This window comes from Streptomyces griseomycini, assembly GCF_014203535.1.
In the GTDB taxonomy this organism is placed as follows: Bacteria; Actinomycetota; Actinomycetes; order Streptomycetales; family Streptomycetaceae; genus Streptomyces; species Streptomyces griseomycini.
Genome location: NZ_JACHJI010000055.1, coordinates 1 through 3,719 on the forward strand (window position 1 = coordinate 1; position 3,719 = coordinate 3,719).

The following is a 3,719-nucleotide window of genomic DNA, read 5'->3' on the forward strand; positions in this document are numbered from 1 at the left end:
ATACCCCTGCGTACGGCCGAGGGGCTGGCGCTGTTCGACGCGGCGGGCTCCACCGGACGTGCCGTACTGGCGCCCGTCCCCCTCGACCTGCCCGCGTTGCGTCGACAGGGTCGTTCCCACCCCGTGCCGCACATGCTGCGCGGACTGGTGCGCGGTACGACGCGTGGGACGGCTGAGGCGGGTTCGGTCTCCGGGTCGGCGCTGGCCCAGTCGCTGGCGGGAATGACCGCTGCGGAGCGCGACAAGGCGCTGCTCGACCTGGTGCTCGGCCACGTGGCCGTGGTGCTCGGCCACAGCTCGGCACAGGCCGTGGCACCTGGGCGTCCATTCAAGGAGCTGGGCTTCGACTCGCTCAGCGCGGTGGAGCTGCGTAACCGGCTGGGCGCGGTCACCGAGCTGCGCCTGCCGGCGACGCTGGTCTTCGACTACCCGACCCCGGAGGCGCTGGCGGCGTTCCTCGACGCCGAACTCGCGGGCGCGCCCGTCCTGACGGCGACCGCCCCCACCACCGTCGTCACCGACGAGCCGATCGCGATCGTCGGCATGAGCTGCCGTTTCCCCGGTGGGGTGAACTCGCCCGAGGACCTGTGGCGGCTCCTCGGTTCCGGCGTGGACGTGATGTCCGGCTTCCCCGACGACCGGGGATGGGACCTGAACGCGCTGTTCGACGACGACCCCGACCAGCGGGGGACCAGCTATACCCGTGAGGGTGGCTTCCTGCGCGGTGCGGCGGAGTTCGACCCGGCGTTCTTCGGCATCTCGCCGCGTGAGGCGCTGGCGATGGACCCGCAGCAGCGGCTGCTGCTGGAGACATCCTGGGAGGTGTTCGAACGGGCGGGCATCGATCCCCATGCGGTACGGGGCAGCCGGTCGGGCGTGTTCGTCGGCACCAACGGCCAGGACTACGCCGCGCTGCTGATGGCCGCGCCGGAGGATGTCGAAGGGTATGTCGGCACCGGCAGCGCGGCGAGCGTGATCTCCGGCCGGCTGTCCTACACCTTCGGCCTCGAGGGTCCCGCCGTCACGGTCGACACGGCGTGCTCGTCGTCGCTGGTGGCACTTCACCTGGCCGCTCAGGCGTTGCGCCAGGGCGAGTGTGAGCTGGCGCTGGTCGGCGGTGCGACGGTGATGTCGACGCCGGGTGCGTTCGTCGAGTTCAGCCGCCAGCGTGGGCTGGCGGTGGACGGGCGCTGCAAGGCGTTCTCCGACAGCGCGGACGGCACCGGCTGGGGCGAGGGTGTCGGCATGCTGCTGGTGGAGCGGCTGTCGGATGCCCGGCGTAACGGGCATCCGGTGCTCGCGGTGGTGCGGGGCTCGGCGGTGAACCAGGACGGCGCGTCGAACGGCCTCACCGCGCCGAACGGCCCGTCGCAGCAGCGGGTGATCCGGCAGGCGCTCGCCAGTGCGGGTCTGGCCCCGTCCGAGGTGGACGCGGTGGAGGCGCACGGCACGGGTACGGCACTGGGTGACCCGATCGAGGCGCAGGCGCTGCTGGCGACCTACGGGCAGGGTCGTACCGGTGAGCCTCTGCTGTTGGGTTCGGTGAAGTCCAACATCGGGCACACGCAGGCGGCCGCCGGTGTCGCGGGCGTGATCAAGATGGTCATGGCGATGCGGCACGGCGTACTGCCGAAGACCCTGCACGTCACCGAGCCGTCCTCGCACGTGGACTGGTCGGTGGGATCCGTGGAACTGCTCACCGAGCAGCGTGCGTGGCCGGACGTGGACCGGCCGTGGCGGGCGGGTGTCTCGTCGTTCGGTGTGAGCGGGACGAACGCGCACGTCATCGTCGAGCAGGCCCCCGTGGTCGAGCGGACGGATGCGAACGCCCCCGAGTCGGTACGTGAGGGTGCGGTGCCGTGGGTGTTGTCGGCCCGCAGCGTGGAGGCGTTGCGGGAGCAGGCCGCCCGGCTGGCGTCCTTCGTGGACGATCAGTCCCCGGCCGACGTGGGCTACTCGCTGGCGACGTCGCGGGCGGCGCTGGAGCACCGGGCGGTGGTCGTCGCCGCCGAGCGGTCCGAGTTCCTCGATGCCTTGGCGGCTGTGGCCGACGGCCAGCCGACCGGTGCCGTGGTCACGGGGACTGCCGACGAACCCGGCCAGGTGGGTTTCCTGTTCTCGGGACAGGGGTCGCAGCGGCTGGGGATGGGCCGTGAACTGGCCGCCCGGTACCCGGTGTTCGCCGAGGCGCTGGACGAGGTGCTGGCGGAGTTCGACCCCCAGGTGCGCGAGACCCTGTACGGAGACAACCCCGAGGCGCTGAACGAGACCGGCATGACGCAGCCGGCGTTGTTCGCGGTCGAGGTGGCGCTCTTCCGCCTCCTTGAGTCGTGGGGCATCCGCCCGGATGTGCTGGCCGGGCATTCGATCGGTGAGCTGGCCGCCGCGCATGTGGCGGGTGTGTGGTCGCTGGCGGACGCCGCGAGGGTGGTGTCCGCGCGCGGCACGCTGATGCAGGCGCTGCCGGCCGGGGGCGCGATGGTCGCGGTCCAGGCGTCGGAGGCCGAGGTCGCACCGGACCTGTCGGAGACGGTGGGCGTCGCGGCGGTCAACGGCCCGTCGTCGGTGGTCGTCTCCGGTGTCGCCGCCGATGTGGAGGCGGTGGCCGAGAAGTGGCGTGCGCAGGGCCGGAAGGTGTCGCGTCTGAAGGTCAGCCACGCGTTCCACTCGCCGCTGATGGAGCCGATGCTGGACGACTTCCGGCGGGTGCTGGAGAGCGTGTCGTTCGAGGCGCCGGCGATCCCGATCGTGTCGACGCTGACCGGCGTCCGGGCCACGGCCGAGGAGTTGACCTCGCCGGAGTACTGGGTGCGGCACGTCCGCGAGTCCGTGCGGTTCGCCGATGCCGTCGGCACGCTCTCGGGCGAGGGTGTGGATACGTTCGTCGAGGTCGGTCCGGGCGGCACGCTGTCCGCGCTGGGCCAGGAGACGGCCCCCGAGGCGGCGTTCGTGCCGGTGCTGCGCGCAGACCGGCCGGAAACTACCGCCACCACCATCGCCCTGGGGCACCTGCACGTACGCGGTGTCCGGGTGGACTGGGCGGCGTTCTTCGCGGGCAGCGGCGCCCGACGGGTGGACCTGCCGACCTACGCCTTCCAGCACCAGCGCTACTGGATCGACATGGTGCCGTTGACCGGTGATGTCACGGCGGCTGGACTGGGTGCGCCCGAGCATCCGCTGTTGGGCGCGGCCGTCGCCTTCGGTGGCATGGACGGTGTGCTGCTCACCGGTCGGCTGTCGCTCCGCACCCACCCGTGGTTGGCGGACTACGTGATCCAGGACTCCGTCCTGTTGCCGGGGACGGCGATCGTGGAGCTGGCGATCCGCGCGGGTGACCAGGTCGGCTGTGACTTGGTGGAGGAACTGACGCTGGAGGCGCCGCTGGTCCTGCCCGAGAACGGCTCGGTGCAGATCCAGGTGTGGGCCGGTGCCGAGGACGCGTCGGGCCGGCGTGAGCTGACCCTCCACTCCAGTGCGGGCGACGACGGCGTGTCGTGGACCCGGCACGCAACCGGCATCCTCCGTACCGGTGGGCTCGGTGGTGGGGCCTCCCTCGCCGAGTGGCCGCCGGCGGGTGCCAAGGTCGTCGATCTCGACGGGTTCTACGACCAGGCGGCCGAAGCAGGCTTCGGTTACGGGCCGGTGTTCCAGGGGCTGCGGGCGGCGTGGCGGCGCGGGGACGAGGTGTTCGCCGAGGTCGCGTTGCCCGAGGGTGTGAG

1 protein-coding gene is annotated in these 3,719 nt (G+C 72.1%); it reads left to right on the forward strand.

All coding sequences use genetic code 11. The annotated features are described in order from the left end of the window. On the forward strand, positions 1-3,719 hold a 3,719-nt coding region (locus FHS37_RS38635), incomplete at both ends, for a type I polyketide synthase (RefSeq protein ID WP_311136989.1).